Annotated in this window: 1 protein-coding gene; it reads right to left on the reverse strand. The window is 56.4% G+C overall.

Annotated features, from left to right (window positions below; all coding sequences use genetic code 11):
• Window positions 1-97: 97 nt before the first annotated feature.
• Window positions 98-21091 (reverse strand): non-ribosomal peptide synthase/polyketide synthase, encoded by a 20994-nt coding sequence (locus MHB80_RS24010; protein ID WP_341279330.1) that lies wholly within the window; start codon window positions 21089-21091, stop codon window positions 98-100.
• Window positions 21092-21182: the final 91 nt, after the last annotated feature.

The raw sequence follows: 21182 nt of genomic DNA on the forward strand, positions 1-21182 counted from the left end.
GTCAGACAAAACCCGGAGTGTGTGCCCCCGGAACAAGACGGACACACACTCTTTCGGGTATATTTCGGGTATAGACGGTGCATTTCTTCGGTTCTGTCTAGAATGCAAATTCAATGTCCTCCAACGAGCCTTTGCGGCTTGCCGAAGGCGCATGACATTGGATTTGGTTTAATGGGATGTTCGGGTCTTCGCAAATCTGCGACAACACGAACAGGAAATCCTTCAACATTTTATGGATCATCGCCGGTTTGAACAGCTTAGCGCAATACTGGAAGCCGCCCGTGATGACTCCGTTATCTTCCGCTACAAACAATGAAAGATCGAATTTCGCATCATTCGTATGGTCAAGAACGTACGGGGTCAAGTGCAGCGCTTCAAACCGGGCCTCACGATCCTCGGTATTCTGCATGACAAACATCGTGTCGAACACCGGATTACGACTTGCGTCCCGTTTCACATTCAACCGTTCTACAAGCTCTTCGAAAGGATAGTCTTGATGTTCGAATGCACCCAAGGTCGTTTCTTTGACTTCTTCCAGGAAGGAAGCAAACGTCTTGTCTCCCGCCGGGTAATTGCGGATGGCAAGCGTGTTGACAAACATCCCGAGCAGCGGCTCCAAATCCGGATGTGTTCTTCCTGCGACAGGCGTCCCCACAATGATGTCTTTCTGGCCGCTGTATTTGGAGAGCAGCACGTTATAGGCGGATAGGAGAACCATATACAGCGTGCTCCCGCGTGTTGCCGCCAATTGGTTTAATTGCCGTGCAAGCTCGGAATCGACTTCGAATTCGACATGTGCTCCTTCAAAGCTTCGAACAGAAGGCCGTTCGTAATCCGTTGGCAAATCTGCCACAGGCAGTTCCCCTTCGAACGCCTGCAGCCAATACCCCTCCTGCTTATTCATGCGCTCGCGCTGCGCCTCGTGCTGCTGCCATACGGCAAAATCCTTGTACTGAATCCGCAAAGCGGGGAGCTCCTCGCCTGCATAGAGTCGGGACCATTCATCCACCAAAATCCCCATAGAAGCACCGTCGGAAATTAAGTGATGCATGTCCACCATCAGCAGATGGCGCTCCGGCTCCAGCTCGACGAGTTCTACGCGAAGCAGAGGCGGATGCTTCAAATCAAAGGTGCGGACGAAACCGCGGACAATGTCTTCGACCTCTTCTTCGTCAGCCTGCCCATACTCCACCTCAAATTCCACTTGCGCGTGCACCCGCTGTACCGGTTCGCCGTGCACCATCTCAAAGCCGGTGCGCAAAATCTCATGTCGTGCGATCAGCTTCCTAAACGACTCTTCAAACCGCTCACGATTCAGCGGACCTTCAAGCGTCATGAATTCCGGCATGTTGTAGCTTTGTTCCGCGCCTTCCAGTTGATGCAGAATGTAAAGCCGCTTTTGCGCCGAGGATAGCGGGTAGTACGCTCTTTCCTCAACGGTCGGTATGGATGCATAGGTCATTTGCGTCATGTCGGCGATCGCTTTCGCCATCTCCTCAATGGTCGGGAGCCGGAATACATCCCGCAGCGGCAGATTGACGTTCATCTCTTTATAGAGCTTGCTTACCAACGCAGTCGCACGCAGGGAATGCCCCCCAAGATCGAAGAAATTGTCCTTCACTCCGATCCTTTCAGCTCCAAGCACCTCTTGCCAAATCGGCACGAGCTGCTCTTCCAGCGGTGTACGAGGCGCGGTGTATTCCGCACCGGTATTCACGCTTCCTTCCGGCGCGGGCAGCGCCTTGCGGTCCGTCTTCCCATTCGCCGTCAGCGGCATCTTCTCCAGCTGCACGAAGTACGACGGAATCATGTATGCCGGCATCTCCTGTAACAGCCTTCCTCTTAGCTCGCTCACCGTCAGCAGTTTGTCCGCTACCACGTACGCGCACAGCTGCTTCTCCCCGCTTTCATCCTCCCGCGCCATGACCATCGCTTCCTGCACCGACTCCACCTTCAACAGCTGCGCTTCCACTTCCCCAAGCTCGATCCGGTAACCGCGTATCTTCACTTGATGGTCGATCCGTCCCATGTATTCGATGTTGCCGTCCGGCAGCCATCTCGCCAGATCCCCCGATCGGTACATCCGCTCGCCTGGTGTAAACGGATCGTCCACGAATTTCTCCGCCGTCAGCTCTGGGCGGTTCAAGTACCCGCGCGCCAGACCTTCTCCGGCTACATACATCTCCCCAGCCACTCCCGCTGGCACGCATCGGCGGTTGCCATCCAGCACGTACACCTTCAGCGTCGGGATCGGTCTTCCGATATTGCTTCTCCCCTCGGCGATTTCCACCTCGGTGATTTCCTTGTAGGTCACGTGCACCGTCGTTTCGGTGATCCCGTACATATTGATCAACTCCGTAGCCGGGTACCTCTTCCTCCAGTCCTTCAGCTGCTGCGGCGCCAGCGCCTCTCCTCCGAAGATGACCTTCCGAAGGCTCAGCGTCTGCCCGCTCTCCGTCAGCGCTTCGCGAAGCAGCTGGTAGAAATACGTCGGCGTCTGGTTCAGAATCGTCACGCCCCGCTCCTTCAGCAGCTGCAGGAACTGTGCCGGCTGTTTCGCCGTCATCGGCGGTACAATCACCAGCTTGCCTCCGTACAGCAGCGCCCCGTACATTTCCCACACCGAGAAGTCGAAGCAGAACGAGTGGAACAAGGTCCACGTATCGGATGAGCCGAAGTCGAACCGGTTCTTGCTGTTGAACAGCAGCCGGACGACGTTCTTGTGCTCGATCAAGGTGCCTTTCGGCTTGCCCGTCGTTCCCGAGGTATAGATCACATAGGCCAGATCGTTCGGCTGGTTAACCGAGGCGAGGCTCGCGCTATCCGCTGCGTAGGTCTGCTCGTCATCCAGAAGCAGGCAGACGCCTGCAAAGGTCGCTTTGTCCTGCAAATGCGCTTGCAGCAGCAGCACACTGGCTCCCGAATCGTCCAGCATGTAGCGAATGCGCTCCTCCGGATACTCCGGATCGATCGGCACATACGCCCCACCCGCCTTCAGAATCGCAAGAATCCCGATCACCATGGAAGGGGAACGTTCAGCCATAATGCCCACCAGCTGATCCGCCCCTAGGCCTTGGCTGCGCAGGGTACGCGCCAGACGGTTCGACCGCTCATTCAGCTCGCGGTACGTCAGCCGCTCGTCCTCGTACTCGACCGCGACTGCATCCGGATGACACTCCGCCTGCTCCTCGAACAACATGTGAATCGTCTTCTCTCTCGGGTAATCCGCATCCGTATCGTTGAATACGGTAAGCAATTGAATGCTCTCTTCCGATGTCATCATATCCAGCGTTTCAAGGGTCGCCGATGGGGTCTGGATGACGTTCTCAATCAACCGGTCGAAGTGCTTCGCCAACCGTTCCATCGTTTCCCTTGTATATAACGCCGTCGTGTATTCGATGCCGCATACCAGCCTGTCAGCATCCTCTGCGATTTCCAGCGTCAGATCAAACTTCGCTATAGACCGTTCGTTCGCGAAAGGTGCCAAGCGCAGCCCGTCGATAGCAAATTCCCCTTCTTCCACGTTTTGCATGACCAGAAGCGTGTCAAAGAGCGGATTGCGGCTTACGTCGCGAGACACCCGTACTTTTTCCACCAGTTCCTCGAACGGGTAATCCTGATGTTCATAGGCCTGCATGGTCGTTTCTTGTATTTCCTTCAAGAAGGAGCGGAATGATTTCTCCCCTAACGGATAGCTGCGAATCGCCAGCGTGTTGACAAACATCCCGATCAGCGGCTCCAAATCGCCGTGACTTCTGCCTGCAATTGGCGAGCCTACGATGATGTCTTCTTGGCCGGAATATTTATGAAGCAGTGTGGTATAAAGGGCTAAAAGCACCATATACAACGTGGCCCCCGATTCAGCGGCAAGCTGCCGCAAGGCCACACTCTTCCGCGCGTCGATTACGAACTCGTACGTGTCTCCTTTGAAGCTGCGGAATACAGGACGAGCGAAATCCGTCGGCATCTCGAGCACCGGAAGCTCCCCGCTGAACTGCTCCAGCCAGTACGCCTCCTGACGCTTCATCCTATCCTTCTGCGATTCAGACTGCTGCCACACGGCATAGTCCTTGTACTGAATGAGCAAAGGCGACAGTTCTTCCCCGCCATACAAGTGGACAAACTCCTCCACCAATATCTCCATCGACACGCCATCCGAGATAATATGATGCATGTCGAACAGCAGAATGTGGCGGCTTTGCTCCAGCTCGATCAATCCGACCCGCAGCAGCGGAGGCTTAGCAAGGTCAAACGACCGGACAAATTCGCGCACGAGCTCGTCGGCTTCCCGTTCGTTAGCGACCTGCTTGTACTCAACCGCAAAATCCACCTGCGGGTATATCCGCTGTGCCGGCTCGCCGTCTACCAGCTCAAACCCGGTGCGCAGCGACTCATGACGCGCAATCAGAGCACGGAACGCCGCTTCGAAACGTGCCCGGTCGAGTGCCCCTTCGAGCAGCATCGCTCCCGGCATGTTGTAGCTTTGCTCGGCTTCTTCCATCTGGTGCAAAATGTACATCCGTTTCTGCGTGGAGGATAAAGGATAATACTCCTGATCCTTAGCCACCGGAATGGAGGCATATTGCCGCTGCTCCATCCGGTTGATCGCTTCGGCCATTTCCTCGACCGTCGCGTAGCGGAACACGTCCCGCAGCGGCAGATTCACGTTCAGCTCCTTGTGGATCTTGCTGACCAGCGTAGTCGCTCGCAAGGAGTGGCCACCGAGATCAAAGAAGTTTTCTCGAACGCCAACCTGCTCAGCCCCGAGTACCTCCTGCCAGATGCCTGCCAGCTTCGCCTCCAGCGCTGTCCGTGGCGCAACATGCTCCACCCCACTCTGTCCGCCTTCCGGTGCTGGCAGCGCCTTGCGGTCGATTTTGCCATTCGCGGTGAGCGGCAGCCTCTCCAACTGCACAAAGTACGACGGGATCATGTACCCCGGCAGCTCCTGCGACAACGCCGCTCTCAGCTCGCTTGCCTTTCGCTCATTGTCCGCCGTGTAGTACGCGCACAGGGCTTTCTCCCCGCCTGCGTCCTCTCGCACCACCACGACCGCTTCCCCTATGCCTTCCGCTTTCAGCAGCTGCGACTCGATCTCCCCGATCTCGATCCGGTATCCCCGGATTTTTGCCTGATGGTCGATCCGTCCAATAAAGTCCACGTTCCCGTCCGGCATCCAGCGCGCCAGATCCCCCGTCCGGTATAGACGCTCCCTCGCTTCGAACGGGCTCGGCACAAACTTCTCCGCCGTCAGCTCCGGTTGATTCCAGTAGCCTCGGGCCACCCCCGCTCCTCCGATGCACAACTCGCCCAGCACGCCCACCGGCACCGGATTCAGATGCGCATCGACGATCGCAAACCGTGCATTCAGCCACGCCTTGCCGATCGGCACGTTGCCCGTTTCCGGCAGCTTCTCCAACGGCTCCTCGTAGTAGCTCGAGTCGATCGCCGCTTCCGTCACGCCGTAGGCGTTTATGATGCGGATCTGCCCGCCGTATCTCTCCTGCAGCTCCCGGTAATCCCCCACGCTGCAGCTGTCTGAGCTCGTAATCAGCAGCCGCATCGAGGGAAGCTCCAGCTCCTGCTCGGCGATATACGCCATGAACGGCACGATCAGCGCCGGTGTCGATTCGAAGATCGTAATCTCGCATTCCTGTATCCAGCTGTACAGCCGGGCAGGGTCGATCCGGTCGTCCTTCGGACAAATGACCATCGTTCCCCCGTTGTACAGCGTCCGCGCTATATCCCCCACGAACACGTCGAAGGAGAAGCTCGCTAATTGCAGCAGCCGGACCGGGAACTCGCTCAGGCGGTACTCTCGGCGATAGCCTTCCGCCGTATTCACCAGACTGCGGTGCTCGATCATGACGCCCTTCGGACGTCCCGTTGTCCCCGACGTATAGATCACATAGGCCAGATCACTCGGCTTGTTGACGTGCGTCAAATTCATCCGGTTCGAATCGTTCGACGCGCCTTCGCGGTACAGCGTCTCGTCATCCAAGCACAGCACGGTCTGCAGCGTCTGCTCTTCCGCCAGCCACTCCCGCGTCCGCTCCTCTAGATGCGTCTGTGTCAGAAGCACTTCCGCTCCGCTGTCCGCCAGCATAAAACGGATCCGGTCGGCCGGGTAATCCGGATCGAGCGGCACATAGGCGCCTCCCGCCTTCCATACCGCCAGCGCCCCGACCAGCATGTCCACCGACCGATCGGCCAGAATGCCGACCAACTGATCCGGCTTCACCCCTTGGACTCGCAGGCTGCGCGCCAGAGCGTTCGAACGCTCGTTCAGCTCGCGGTAGGTCAGCCGCTTCTCCTCGTAAACCACCGCCGTCGCCTCCGGGCTCCGCTCCACTTGTTCCTCAAACAGGTGATGGAAGGTTTTCTCCAGCAGCGGCGGCGCGGTCTCTGGATTGAATACGCGCTGAATCTGCTCCTGCTCCTCCGTCGTCAGCATGCCTAACGATGCGATTTTCGCGCCCGGATCGTTCACGATCGCGGCGACCACTTGCTCGAAGTGCTTCGCCAACCGCTCTGCCGTTTCTTGCTTGTACAATGCGGTTGCATATTCGAGGGCGCATTCTAACCCGTCGCTGCCTTCTAGGACGTCCAGGCTCAGGTCAAATTTCGACATCCCGTAGTCACTCGGAAACGACGTCAAACGAAGCCCTTCGAGCGCAAATTCCTTGTTTTCAATATTTTGCAGCGAAAACATCGTTTCAAAGAGCGGACTGCGGCTCAAGTCGCGAGTCAGCTGCAATTGTTCCACCAGTTCCTCGAACGGATAATCCTGGTGCTCGTAGGCACCCAAGGTCGTTTCCTTCACTTCCGCCAGATACGACAGGAATGTTTTCTCTCCGGACGGGCCGTTGCGCAGCGCCAGTGTATTGACGAACATCCCGATCAAGGGCTGCAGGTCGCCATGCGTCCTTCCCGCGATTGGCGTGCCGACGACAATATCTTCCTGACCCGTGTACTTTTGCAGCAGGATCGTATACGCCGCAAGCAACACCATGTACAGCGTCGCGCCATTTTCCGCCGCAATTCGCTTCAAGCCCTCGCTCTTCTCGGCATCCATATGGAACTGCAGCGTATGCCCATCGTATCGCTGCACGGCAGGACGCGCATAATCTGTCGGCAGCTCCAGCACTGGCAGTTCTCCGCTAAACTGGCTCAGCCAGTAGGCTCCCTGCTTGTTCAAACGCTCGCGCTGCGCTTCGGATTGCTGCCATACCGCGTAATCCTTGTACTGTATCCGCAGCTCAGGAAGCTCCTCGCCGCCGTACAGGCGGGCGAATTCTTCAACGAGGACATCCGTAGATACGCCGTCCGAAATAATATGATGCATGTCGACGAGCAGGATATGGCGCTCTTCCGCCAGCTGGATCAAGCCTATCCGCAGGAGCGGCGGCTTCTTCAGATCGAACGCACGGATAAAGGCCCGCACCTTCTGTTCCGCCTCTTCCTCGCTTGCCTCCATATACGCCACGGCAAAATCCACCTCGGGATATACCCGTTGTACCGGTTCGCCATTTACGATCTCGAACCCGGTGCGCAGCGTCTCATGGCGTGCGATCAGACCGCGGAACACCGCTTCAAACCGTTCCCGCACAAGCGTTCCCTCCAGCAGCATCGCTCCTGGCATGTTGTAGCTTTGCTCCGCCCCTTCCAGCTGGTGCAAAATATAAAGCCGCTTCTGCGCCGACGATACGGGGTAATGCTCGCTTGCCTCCGTCCGAGGAATCGCTTCGTAGGCCTGCTGCGCCATCCCCTCGAGCACTTCCGCCATCTTCTCGACGGTAGCCGAGCGAAACACCTCTTTTAACGGCAGACTGACGTTCAATTCCTTGTGAATCCGGCCCACCAGCGTAGTCGCGCGCAGCGAGTGGCCGCCAAGCTCGAAGAAATTATCGTGGACGCCGACCCTTCCCACTCCAAGCACGTCCTGCCAGATGAGTGCCAGCTTCACTTCCAGCGGCGTTCTCGGCGCCACATAGTCCATCCCCGTCTGCATGCTTTCCTCCGGGGCCGGAAGCGCTCGGCGGTCCACCTTCCCGTTGGTCGTCAGCGGCATCTGCTCCAGCTGCACAAAGTACGTCGGGATCATATAGCCTGGGAGCTCTTGCGACAGCGTGCTTCTTAGTTCACTTGCCGCCAGCTTGCTGCCAGCTACGAAGTATGCGCAAAGCTGCTTCTCCCCTTCGGTGGTTTCACGAACCACGACCGTCGCTTTTTCGATCGGCTCCACCTTGAGCAAATGCGATTCGATCTCGCCCAGCTCGATGCGGAAGCCGCGGATCTTCACCTGATCATCAATCCGGCCCACATACTCAATCGTGCCGTCCGGAAGCCATCTAGCTAGGTCGCCCGTCCGGTACATCCGCTCACCTGGTGCAAACGGGTTGTCCACAAACTTCTCGGCCGTCAGCTCTGGACGGTTCAAGTAGCCTCGAACCAATCCTTCTCCCCCTACGCACAGCTCCCCGGCAACTCCAATCGGCTGCAGCTTGTTCCTTGCGTCAACGATGTAGACCGTCGTGTTGCTGAGCGGCTGTCCGATTGGGATGTTCACGGCATCCTGGCTCACCTCATTCACGTCCAACCAGGTTGTATAAACCGCGCTTTCCGACGGACCGTATGCATGCTTGAGTTTGCCGGGTCCGATATAGCTGAGCGCTTTGCGGACGTGACTGACGGAAACCCGTTCGCCCCCGAACAAAATCACTCTCAGGTGGCGCAAACAATGGACATTGGCGTCCACAAGCACATTAAAGAAAGCTGTTGTAATGAGCATCACCGAAATGTGCTGCGTTTCGATTAGACCCGCCAATTGCTCGACGTCCAGCATCGTTTCTTTTGGCACTAGAACTAGTCTAGCTCCATTGGTTAAAGCCCCGAAAATATCAAAAGCCGACCCGTCGAAGGAGTAGCTGGACAACTGCAGCACACGATCCTGATCTGTAATCTCAATATAGTTCGTATTCCGAACAATTCGCATCAGGTTGCGATGAGTGGTTAGATTGCCTTTCGGCTTGCCGGTCGTACCCGACGTGTAAATGACGCACACCAAGTCAGTCGCTCCGTTACTGTGCTCCAGATTGGAGCCGTCGTCGCTATACGATTGCTCATCGTCTAGGAAGACAAGTGTGCTCTGTGTCGGAATCCGCTCACGCAACTGGCGCTGCGCCAGCATCACGTGCGCTCCCGAATCCTCGATCATGTAGCGGATGCGTTCTTCCGGATATTCCGGGTCGATCGCCACGTAGGCTCCTCCAGCTTTTAGAATCGCCAGCATGCCCACAATCATTTCCATGGATCGCTCCGCCATCAGGGCCACCAAACGTTCCTCGCCGACTCCGTGGGAACGCAGCGTCCTCGCCAGCCGATTGGCCCGCTCATTCAGTTCACGGTAGGTCCACTGCCGGTCCTCAAACACAAGCGCCACTGCATCAGGGAGACGCTGCGCCTGTTCCTCAATCAGCTGGTGAAGCGTCTTCTCCCGAGGATACACCGTCGCCGTATCATTAAACTGCTCTACAATCTCGGCTTTCTCCCCGGCTGTCGCAAGCTCCAGTTCTCCTACAGCAGCCAGCGGATTTTCGACAATTTGTTCGAAGACATAGACCAGATGTCCCTTCAACCGCTCCATACCCGCCTGATCAAACACATTGGCATTGTAGTCTAGGTGCAGTTGAATGTTGTCTCCGGGAAGCACCGTCAGTGTGAAGTCATAGTTCGTATGCTCTGCCATTTCAACATCCGCAATCGAAAGCTTTCCGCCGTCTTCATGTCCGGCTTGCTCCATCTGCTCATCGACCGGATAGTTTTCGAACGCCATGATATGGCTGATCAGATCCTGCTTTTGTGTGCTCTTCGCCTGAATCTCGTACAGCGGATAATAATCGTAACGACCAGATTCCAACGCCTGTTCCTGCAGTCTTCCCATCACTTCGACAAAGCTCGTATCCGGTTCAGAAGTGACGCGCAGCGGGGTCGTGTTAATGAATAGCCCGATCATCTCCTCAATCCCCGGAATTTCCGCCGGTCTTCCCGACACGACATGGCCGAATACAACATCACCTGTTCCGTTATATTTCTGCAGAATGATACCCCATGCCGCTTGCATGAGCGTATTGACCGTCACCTGATGCCGCTTTGCTACACGGCTCATCCGTTCGCTCAGGCTGTTGCCCAAATCACATACGATGCGCTCCAAGGCATACCCTGGGCTTCTTCCCTCCGTCTTGGCCTGCGGCAATAGGGTCTGCCCCTCGTAGCCTGCCAAGTACTCGTCCCAATAGTGGGACGCCGCTTCCTTGTCCTGCCGTTCCAGCCACTCAATATACTGGCTGTAGACTGGCGTTAGGTTCCGCTCCGAAGCATCTTCCCGCTCAGGACCCTGAACGTAGGCGGAATACGTTTCAAACAGCTCTTTCGTCAACTGCGGCAAGCACCAGCCGTCCATCAGAATGTGATGGAAGCTCCAGAGCACCTGGCAGCTTTCCGCTTCTGTATGGATGACCGTTACGCGTGCCAGCGCATCCCGCTTCAAATCAAATCCGCGAGCTTTATCGTCTTGCTCTAATTGGTCGATCTGCGCTTGCTGCTCGGACGCATGAAGAGCGGTAAGGTCCTTGTAGGAAAATCCGATCCGCTTGTCTCGGAACACGATTTGCATCGGTTCACCGTTCCAGCCGCTGTAGAAATTGGTCCGCAGTACGGCATGACGGACCGCCAGCTCCTCCCAGCTTTTCGCAAACCATTCGATATTGAGCGTTCCTCGCAAGGTAAATCGCGCCTGCTCAAAATATGCACCGGCATCCGGGTCCATGGCGCTGTGGAACCACATCCCCTTCTGCATAGGCGTAAGCGCGTAGATGTTGTCGATCTGCCCAAGATGGCGTGTTTGTTCCGAGAGCTGCTCCAGTTCCTCTAAGCTCAATCCCTTAAGCTGCACATCGTTTGGTGTCAGTTCCGTCCGATCCTTCGCCTCGCAATGAGCGATCAGTTCCCGAAGGCTCTCCTGCAGGCATGAAGCCAGTTCCTCCATCGTTTCCCTGCGGTATTCCTTGCCGCTGTAGCCGAGGTCCAGCGTCAGCGAGCCGTCCGCAATCATTCCGTTAATGTCCAGCGCGTAGCTTCGGGCTTGCTTGCCGCTCCACTGCGCCCCACCTGCATACCGCGATATGCCAAGCTCGTTGTTTTGCAGATCTTGATCAAACTGACCCAAGTAGTTGAAACTGATCTGCGGTGTCACTCCCCATACGTCTTCCGTCGCGTGCTCCGACAAATACCGGCATATTCCGTACCCGATCCCTTTGTTCGGGATCTGACGCAGATCTTCCTTCGTCTTCTTGATCCGGTAGGACACATCCTTGCCTGGGTCCATCTCCAGCAATACCGGATATTTGCTTGTAAACCATCCCACGGTACGCGTAATATCGATATCCGGCAGGATGGATTCACGGCCGTGACCTTCCAGATTCACCAGCACCCGGTCATGACGGCTCCACTTCTGAATCGCCGTTCCCAGCGCCGTCAGCAAAATGTCGTTCATTTCGGTGTTATACGCTTTATGAACTTGCTTGAGCAGCAGCTCCGTTTCTGCCGCGCTCCACTGAATCGTGATCGTTTCGCTATCCTCCTGCAAGGAGAGCTCCGCTTCCTGATTCTTGGGCAGCGGCGGCACAGCTGTTTGTGCAACGCGCTGCCAATAGGCCTCTTCGTTCTCCATGGCCGGACTTTGCGCGTATGTCGAAAGCTGCCCTGACCAAGCATGATACGAATCGGTCTTCGCCGGAAGACGGATCTCCTCTCCCTTCACGGCTTGCTCATACCCGGCCGCGATATCCTCAAGCAGGATGCGCCACGATACGCCGTCGATGACGCCATGGTGTATGGCGATAAGCCAATGATCCCCATCCTCGCTGCGGAACAACCCGGCTTTTACCAACGGGCCCGACTCCAGATCGATGCTGCTCTGAATGTCGCTTGCTTTGGCTTCGATCGCCTTTTCGTACGCTGCCGGTTCTATTCCCTTGAAGTCGACCGCTTCCAGACTGTAAAGCTCGCCTTCCTCCACTCCCCGGTTCCATGCCGCAATTCCGTTTTCCGTCTGGCGGAATACGATACGCAGCGCGTCGTGATGCTCAACGATTCTTTGAAGCACCTTGCGGACCGCCGCTTCATTGAAGCCTTCCTTACGATGAAGCATCACCGATTGGTTAAAGTGGTGCGGGTCGGCATATTGCTGTTCAAAAAACCAGCGCTGGATTGGCGCTAACGCAACCTCTCCGGCCACCTCGCCCTGATCGGCCATTCTGGCAATCGGCCTGATGTGCCGTCCCAGTTGGGCAACGGTCGGGTATTTGAACAAGTCACGAATTTCCAGCTTGTAGCCAGCCTGATGCAGCCGTGACGAAACCTGAATCGATTTAATGGAATCGCCGCCAAGCTCGAAGAAATGATCCGTCACGCTGATGCGCTCCGCTCCAAGTACCGCCTTCCATACAACCGCAAGCGCTTTTTCCGCCTCGGTTCTAGGCGCGACATACTCACCGCCGGTGTGTACGTTTCCTTCTGGAGCGGGCAGCGCCTTGCGGTCGATCTTCCCGCTTGCAGTGAGCGGCATCCGCTCCAACTGCACAAAGTAGGACGGAATCATGTAGCCCGGCAGCTCCTGCGACAGCGTTAACCTCAGCTCGCTCGCCGTAAGCTCCCCGTGCGCCACAAAGTAGGCACAAAGCTGGTTTTGTCCACTCTCGTCCTCTCGTGCAAGCACAATCGCTTCTTGAACATGCGCCACCTTCAAGAATTGCTCCTCAATCTCGCCAAGCTCGATGCGGTAACCGCGAATTTTCACCTGATGGTCGATCCGTCCCAAATATTCGATATTGCCGTCAGGCAGCCATCTGGTCAAGTCCCCCGTCCGGTACATTCTCTCTCCTGGCGCGAACGGATTATCCACGAACTTCTCCGCCGTCAGCTCGGGACGGTTCAAGTAGCCGCGAGCCAGCCCGACGCCCGCAATGCATAATTCGCCGGCCACGCCGACGGGCAGCGGTTGATTGTACGCATCCAGGATGTAGATCCGATGGTTCGCAATCGGACGGCCGATTGGCACAGACTTTTGCTCGAACACGCCTAGCGGAGCCGCCCAAACCGACGTTACAATGGAGGCTTCGGTTGGCCCGTAGGCATTGAAATACATCACCTTGTCCTTCCACTGGTTCACAAGCTCAACGGATACCGCCGAGCCTCCTGTGATTAGCTTCTTGAAGCTCGGCATATGCTCCGGATTCAGGTAGGTCACATAGGTAGGAGGTAGAATCGCCGCTGTAATCCCGTTTTCATTCATGTAGGCTTCGAACAATTGATAATCCAGAATCGTCGCAGCCGTCGGGATGTACAAGGTTGCTCCAAAGAACAGGGCTTTATAGATTTCCCAGCACGCCGCGTCAAAGGAGAGGCTGGCGAATTGGACGACCCGGTCCCGATCGGTAATTCCCAAGGTGTTCTTAAACATCAGCTTCAGGCTGCAAAGCCCGTGATGCTCTACCATAACCCCTTTTGGCTTGCCCGTTGTTCCTGACGTATAAATCACATAAGCCAAATGATTCGGCCCGACTACCGGCTCAAGATTCGAGCTATCCTCGCCGTATGCCTGCTCGTCATCTACAATGACGTATTTTCCAGCAAAAGCCACGTGATCCCGAAGACGACTTTGCACCAGCATCAGCTTCGCGCCGCAATCCTCTAGCATATAACGGATGCGTTCCTCCGGATATTCGGAATCAATCGGCACATACGCGCCCCCCGCTTTTAAGACCGCGAGGATTCCGACGATCATCTCCAAGGAACGCTCCAGCATAATGCCGACCGGCTCGTCCGCCTGCACGCCCTCCGCTCTCAATGTCCGCGCCAGCCGATTGGCCCGTTCGTTCAACTCCCTATACGAAAGCTGTTTGCCCTCAAATACGACAGCCGCATGATCCGGCGTGCGCTCTGCCTGCTCCTCGATCAATTGATGGATAGTCGCCCCGGCCGGATAGGCCGCCGCCGTATGGTTGAACACGCGGTGAAGCTGGTTCTCTTCTTGCGCAGTCAACATGCCGAGCACCGCAATAGTCGCCTCTGGAGAAGACACAATGGCTTCGAGCAACTGCTCGTAGTGCTTGGCCACCCGCTCAATCGTTTCCCGTTTATATAAGGAGGTCGCATATTCCAAGCTGCACGCCAAACCGTCATTCCCCTCTGTTACATCCAAAATCAGGTCGAATTTTGCCACCGTATACTCGCTCGGGTACGGCTTCAGATGAAGGCCTTCGAGAGCAAGCTCCTTGTTTTCCGTGTTTTGCAGAGCAAACATCGTGTCAAAGAGTGGGTTACGGCTTAAATCGCGGGTCACCTGCAATTTTTCCACCAGTTCCTCGAACGGGTAATCCTGGTGCTCGTAAGCTCCGAAGGTAGCTTCCTTGACTTCCTTCAGATACGAAAGGAACGGTTTGCCCCCGGCCGGAGCCATGCGAATGGCTAGCGTATTGACGAACATTCCGATGAGCGGCTGCAGGTCTTCGTGGGTTCTGCCCGCAATCGGCGTGCCGACAATGATGTCCTCTTGCCCCGTATACTTTTGCAGTAAAACGGTATAGGCCGCAAGCAACACCATGTACAGCGTCGCTCCGCTTTCCGCTGCCATTTGCTTCAAGCCCTCGACCTTCTGTGCATCGATCCGGAAATGAAGCGTGTTCCCATTGAACCGCTGTACCGCAGGGCGCACGTAATCAAGCGGCATCTCCAATACGGGCAGATCTCCGCCTAACTGCTCCAGCCAGTACGCTTCCTGCTGCTTTATCCGCTCCTTTTGCGACTCAGACTGCTGCCACACGGCAAAGTCCTTGTACTGAATGCGCAGAGGCGGCAATTGTTCCCCGCCATACAGGGAGATAAACTCCTCCACCAGAACATCTGTCGAGATTCCGTCAGAGATAATATGATGCATGTCGAACTGCAGAATGTGGCGGTGCTGCTCCAACTCGATCAATCCGACCCGCAGCAGCGGAGGCTTCGTAAGGTCAAACGGCCGGACAAATTCGCGCACGAGCTCGTCGGCTTCCCGTTCGTTGGCGGCCTGCTTGTACTCTACTACAAAATCCACCTGCGGGTATATCTGCTGTACCGGCTCGCCGTCTACCAGCTCAAACCCGGTGCGCAGCGACTCATGACGCACAATCAGAGCGCGGAATGCCGCTTCGAACCGTTCCCGGTCGAGTGCCCCTTCCAGCAGCATTGCTCCCGGCATGTTGTAGCTCTGTTCAACCTCCGCCATCTGGCGCAAAATATACAGCCGTTTCTGCGCCGAAGACATCGGGTAATAATCGCTTTCTTCAGCCGTAGGAATGGAGACGTGCTCCGCTTGCTCCATCCGGTTGATGGCTTCGGCCATTTCCTCGACCGTCGCGTAGCGGAACACGTCCCGCAGCGGCAGCTCCACGTTTAGCTCCTTGTGGATCTTGCTGACCAGCGTAGTCGCCCGCAAGGAGTGACCCCCAAGATCAAAGAAGTTGTCTCGAACGCCGACCTGCTCAGCCCCAAGTACCTCCTGCCAGATGCCTACCAGCTTCGCCTCCAGCGCTGTCCGTGGCGCGACATGCTCCACGCCACTCTGCCCACCTTCCGGCGCCGGCAGCGCCTTGCGGTCGATTTTGCCGTTCGCGGTGAGCGGCAGCCTCTCCAGCTGCACAAAGTACGACGGGATCATGTACCCCGGCAGCTCCTGCGACAGCGCCGCTCTCAGCTCGCTTGCCTTCCGCTCATTGTCTGCCGTGTAGTACGCGCACAGGGCTTTCTCCCCGCCTGCGTCCTCTCGCACCACCACGACCGCTTCTCCTATGCCTTCCGCTTTCAGCAGCTGCGACTCGATCTCCCCGATCTCAATCCGGTATCCACGGATTTTCGCCTGATGGTCGATCCGTCCGATAAAGTCCACGTTCCCGTCCGGCATCCAGCGCGCCAGATCCCCCGTCCGGTATAGACGCTCCCTCGCTTCGAACGGGCTCGGCACAAACTTCTCCGCCGTCAGCTCCGGTTGATTCCAGTAGCCTCGGGCCACCCCCGCTCCTCCGATGCACAACTCGCCCAGCACGCCCACCGGCACCGGATTCAGATGCGCATCGACGATCGCAAACCGTGCATTCAGCCACGCCTTGCCGATCGGCACGTTGCCCGTTTCCGGCAGCTTCTCCAACGGCTCCTCGTAGTAGCTCGAGTCGATCGCCGCTTCCGTCACGCCGTAGGCGTTTATGATGCGGATCTGCCCGCCGTATCTCTCCTGCAGCTCCCGGTAATCCCCCACGCTGCAGCTGTCTGAGCTCGTAATCAGCAGCCGCATCGAGGGAAGCTCCAGCTCCTGCTCGGCGATATACGCCATGAACGGCACGATCAGCGCCGGTGTCGATTCGAAGATCGTAATCTCGCATTCCTGTATCCAGCTGTACAGCCGGGCAGGGTCGATCCGGTCGTCCTTCGGACAAATGACCATCGTTCCCCCGTTGTACAGCGTCCGCGCTATATCCCCCACGAACACGTCGAAGGAGAAGCTCGCTAATTGCAGCAGCCGGACGGGGAACTCGTTCAGGCGGTACTCCCGGCGATAGCCATCCGCCGTATTCACCAAACTGCGGTGCTCGATCATGACGCCCTTCGGCCGTCCGGTCGTCCCCGACGTATAAATCACATAAGCCAGATCACTCGGCTTGTTGACGTTCACCAGATTCATCCGGTTCGGGTCGTTCGACGCGCCTTCGCGGTACAGCGCCTCGTCGTCCAAGCACAGCACGGTCTGCAGCGTCTGCTCTTCCGCCAGCCACTCCCGCGTACGCTCCTCTAGATGCGTCTGTGTCAGCAGCACTTCCGCTCCGCTGTCCGCCAGCATAAAACGGATCCGGTCGGCCGGGTAATCCGGATCGAGCGGCACATAAGCGCCTCCCGCCTTCCATACCGCCAGCGCCCCGACCAGCATGTCCACCGACCGATCGGCCAGAATGCCGACCAGCTGATCCGGCTTCACCCCTTGGACTCGCAGGCTGCGCGCCAGAGCGTTCGAACGCTCGTTCAGCTCGCGGTAGGTCAGCCGCTTCTCCTCGTAAACCACCGCCGTCGCCTCCGGGCTCCGCTCCACTTGTTCCTCAAACAGGTGATGGAAGGTTTTCTCCAGCAGCGGCGGCGCGGTCTCTGGATTGAATACGCGCTGAATCTGCTCCTGCTCCTCCGTCGTCAGCATGCCTAACGATGCGATTTTCGCGCCCGGATCGTTCACGATCGCGGCGACCACTTGCTCGAAGTGCTTCGCCAACCGCTCTGCCGTTTCTTGCTTGTACAATGCGGTTGCATATTCGAGGGCGCATTCTAACCCGTCGCTGCCTTCTAGGACGTCCAGGCTCAGGTCAAATTTCGCCATCCCGTAGTCACTCGGAAACGACGTCAAACGAAGCCCTTCGAGCGCAAATTCCTTGTTTTCAATATTTTGCAGCGAAAACATCGTTTCAAAGAGCGGACTGCGGCTCAAGTCGCGAGTCAGTTGCAATTGTTCCACCAGTTCCTCGAACGGATAATCCTGGTGCTCGTAGGCACCCAAGGTCGTTTCCTTCACTTCCGCCAGATACGACAGGAATGTTTTCTCTCCGGACGGGCCGTTGCGCAGCGCCAGTGTATTGACGAACATCCCGATCAAGGGCTGCAGGTCGCCATGCGTCCTTCCCGCGATTGGCGTGCCGACGACAATATCTTCCTGGCCCGTATACTTTTGCAGCAGAATCGTATACGCCGCAAGCAACACCATGTACAGCGTCGCGCCGTTTTCCGCCGCAATTCGCTTCAAGCCCTCGCTTTTCTCGGCATCCATATAGAACTGCAGCGTATGCCCATCGTATCGCTGCACGGCAGGACGCGCATAATCTGTCGGCAGCTCCAGCACCGGCAGTTCTCCGCTAAACTGGCTCAGCCAGTAGGCCCCCTGCTTGTTCAAACGCTCGCGCTGCGCTTCGGATTGCTGCCATACCGCGTAATCCTTGTACTGTATCCGCAGCTCAGGCAGCTCCTCGCCGCCGTACAGACGGGCGAATTCTTCGACGAGGACATCCGTAGAGACGCCGTCCGAGATAATATGATGCATGTCAACGAGCAGGATATGGCGCTCTTCCGCCAGCTGGATCAAGCCTATCCGCAGGAGCGGCGGCTTCTTCAGATCGAACGCACGGATGAAGGCCCGCACCTTCTGTTCCGCCTCTTCTTCGCTTGCCTCCATATACGCCACGGCAAAATCCACCTCGGGATATACCCGTTGTACCGGTTCGCCATTTACGATCTCGAACCCGGTGCGCAGCGTCTCATGGCGTGCGATCAGACCGCGGAACACCGCTTCAAACCGTTCCCGCACAAGCGTTCCCTCCAGCAGCATCGCGCCTGGCATGTTGTAGCTTTGCTCCGCCCCTTCCAGCTGGTGCAAAATATAAAGCCGCTTCTGCGCCGACGATACGGGGTAATGCTCGCTTGCCTCCGTCCGAGGAATCGCTTCGTAGGCCTGCTGCGCCATCCCCTCGAGCACTTCCGCCATCTTCTCGACGGTAGCCGAGCGAAACACCTCTTTTAACGGCAGACTGACGTTCAATTCCTTGTGAATCCGGCCCACCAGCGTCGTCGCGCGCAGCGAGTGGCCGCCAAGCTCGAAGAAATTATCGTGGACGCCGACCCTTCCCACTCCAAGCACGTCCTGCCAGATGAGTGCCAGCTTCACTTCCAGCGGCGTTCTCGGCGCCACATAGTCCATCCCCGTCTGCATGCTTTCCTCCGGGGCCGGAAGCGCTCGGCGGTCCACCTTCCCGTTGGTCGTCAGCGGCATCTGCTCCAGCTGCACAAAGTACGTCGGGATCATATAGCCTGGGAGCTCTTGCGACAGCGTGTTTCTTAGTTCACTTGCCGCCAGCTTGCTGCCAGCTACGAAGTATGCGCAAAGCTGCTTCTCCCCTTCGGTGGTTTCACGAACCACGACCGTCGCTTTTTCGATCGGCTCCACCTTGAGCAAATGCGATTCGATCTCGCCCAGCTCGATGCGGAAGCCGCGAATTTTCACCTGATCATCAATCCGGCCCACATACTCAATCGTGCCGTCCGGCAGCCATCTAGCTAGGTCGCCCGTCCGGTACATCCGCTCGCCTGGCGCAAACGGGTTGTCCGCAAACTTCTCCGCTGTCAGCTCTGGACGGTTCAAGTAGCCTCTGGCCAGTCCGTCGCCAGCCACACACAGCTCCCCGGCGACTCCAATCGGCTGCGGCTTATTCTGTTCGTCAACGATATAGATCGCTGTATTGCTAATCGGCTGTCCGATCGGAATCGTGATTGCATCCTCTTGCACTTCGTTCACATCGTGGCAGGTCGCAAATACCGTGCTCTCTGTCGGTCCATACACATGCTTGATTTTGCCCGGTCCAAGATGCTTAAGCGCTTTTCGCACATGGTTGACGGAAACCCGTTCTCCGCCGAACAAAACAGCGCGGATGTAGCGCAGGCAATCCGGTTTCATGTCTACAAGCACATTGAAAAATGCGGTGGTAATAAACATCACCGAAATTTGCTGCCGTTCGATCAGGCTAGCCAAGTTCCCTACATCCAGCATCGTTTCCTTGGGAACAAGAATCAGCCTGGCTCCATTCAACAGCGCTCCGAAAATATCGAACGTCGATCCGTCGAAGGAATAGCTTGATAATTGCAGCACACTGTCCTTCTCGGTCACGTTTATGTAGTTGGTGTTGCGCGCAACACGAACGATGTTGCGATGGGTCGTCAAATTGCCCTTCGGCTTGCCGGTCGTTCCGGATGTATAAATGACGTAGGTCAGATGCTCCGGCTCGTTGACATCTTCCAGATTGGAGCCATTCTCATGATAAGACGCCTCATCGTCCAGCTCGATCCATGTACCGCCAAAGGATGCCCGTGTTTGCAGACCACGCTGAGCCAACAGCACTTGCGCTCCCGAATCCTCCAGCATGTAGTGAATGCGCTCCTCTGGATACTCCGGATCAATCGGCACATAAGCCCCGCCAGCTTTCAAGATCGCCATAATTCCAACGATCATCTCCAACGAGCGCTCTGCCATCAGACCGACAAGCTCGTCCGCCTGCACTCCGCTTGCGCGCAATGTCCGTGCAAGCCGGTTCGACCGTTCATTCAGCTCCCGGTAGGTCAAATGCTCCTGCTCATAAACGACCGCCACCGCTTCCGGGATACGCTCCGCCTGCTCCTCAAACAACTGATGAAGCATTCGTTCACGCGGGTAATCCGTGCTGGTTTCGTTGAAAGCATGAAGCAATTGCTGCTTCTCATATTCGAACAAAATATCCACTTGATTGATTTCAAGCTCGGGCGAAGAGAGAACGATTGAAAATAGCCGTTGCAGGTGGTCTATAGCCTGATTCATAAATGATGCATGATACAAATTCTCGTTATACTCAAGCTGATAACGAACCAGACCGTTATCAAGTGAGAACTGCAATGAAATATCTGTCATCACATGCTGACTGACATCAGCCGTGTGGATTTCCTTCAAAGAAACGAGGGTGTTGACTACAGGAACTCCGTCGATATATTCAAGCTCCAGCCGCTCTGTCATTTTCCGGAACGGTATGTTCTGATGCTTGATCGCTTCCGTCAATGAAAGCTTTACTTGGTTCAATAGAGCCTTAAAGGATTGATCCGCGCTGAAATTATCCTTGAGCATGACAACAGGGCTGATATGCCCCGCGGTTTCGTTCGACTTGCTGACAACCGGCATGCCGAGCAGGATATGCTGCTCATTGGTATATTTGTAAAGGAGGCATTGCACTCCCGTTAATAGAACCATGTATGTAGCCAGGCCGGAGCCTTTGCTTAACTGAATAATCTGTTGCGATACATCCGCAGACAGCGCGCCGGCAATCGTCTGAATCTTCGCTGCAGCGTTATTTGGCGATTTGTTATAGGGTAGCTTCGTAGGTGTAACGTCTTCACCATCAAATTTTCCATTCCAAAAAAGGGCTTCCTTCTCAAATGCCACTTTCATCGTCTCCTTCTCTACCCGCAAAAGTCTGGTTGTACCATGTTTACATTCGCCGTAAGTGTGCGCTGTGGCGTTTCGGCCATCACGCACACTT

Origin of the sequence: Paenibacillus sp. FSL H8-0537 (assembly GCF_038051995.1) — a bacterium.
GTDB lineage: Bacteria > Bacillota > Bacilli > Paenibacillales > Paenibacillaceae > Pristimantibacillus.

Bases quoted from the DNA above. Each gene is read 5' to 3' on its own strand.
- MHB80_RS24010 (WP_341279330.1), bottom strand. From the start codon at position 21,091: ATGAAAGTGGCATTTGAGAAGGAAGCCCTTTTTTGGAATGGAAAATTT.